The following is an 826-nucleotide window of genomic DNA, read 5'->3' on the forward strand; positions in this document are numbered from 1 at the left end:
GGCGCGACCTCCGGCGAGGGATCGCGCTCGCGGGCCAGCTCCAGCAGCAGCGTGCCCACGGGCTTCGGCAGCTTCGCGCTCGATACCTGCTGGAGCGCCTGGGTGCGCTCCTTCACGCCCTGCGACAGGCGCTCGGCCACCTGCTGATCCGCGCAGGTGCGGACGCCGGGGTGCTGCTGGCGCAGGAGCAGCTCCGCGTCCGCGAGCTTCGCCTCCGCGAGCCGCACCGCGTCCTGGGCGGTCCGCTCGAAGGTCTCCAGGTCCTCCGGGAACTCCGTCTTCTCCTTGCGGACCCGGGCGATGGCCTGGGCCGCGAAGCGCGCGTCCACCACCGCCGCGCACAGCTGCCGGGCCGACGCCAGGGGCACCCCACCCTCCGCCGACACGGTCTCCTCGCGCGCCGTCGTCTGGGCCCACACCGCGAGCTGCCGGGCGGCCACCGCGGAGGAGAACGCCTGGTGGCGCTGCTCGCGCAGCTGCACCCAGCGCCAGAGCACCAGCGGATCCGTGCCGCCGGACTCATAGACGCGCTGGTACTGGCTGGCGGCCTGCTCCAGCTGGCCGCCCAGGTCCAGGAGCGCCGCGACGGAGATGTACAGCTCCGGGCTGCTGGCGCGCTCGCGCAGGGACTCCAGCCGCACCGCGATTTCATAGGCGGCCACGGGGGCGGGCAGCGCGGAGAGCACCGAGCGCAGCGACGCCAGCGCGTTCTGGCGGATCAACGGGTTGCGCGCCGTGCGCAGCGCCTCCAGCAGCGGATCCACCGCGCGCACGGAGACGTGCTGCCCCAGCTCCGTCGCCGCCTGCCAGCGGTCCAGCGGATCCG

General features: G+C 74.8%; 1 pseudogene. It reads right to left on the bottom strand.

Features of this window, described 5'->3' with window-relative positions:
- Window positions 1-826, bottom strand: a pseudogene (locus ACLEQD_RS44565) (HEAT repeat domain-containing protein); the annotation flags it as partial.

It is taken from the genome of Corallococcus sp. 4LFB (genome assembly GCF_046520365.1).
Taxonomy (GTDB): Bacteria; Myxococcota; Myxococcia; order Myxococcales; family Myxococcaceae; genus Corallococcus; species Corallococcus caeni.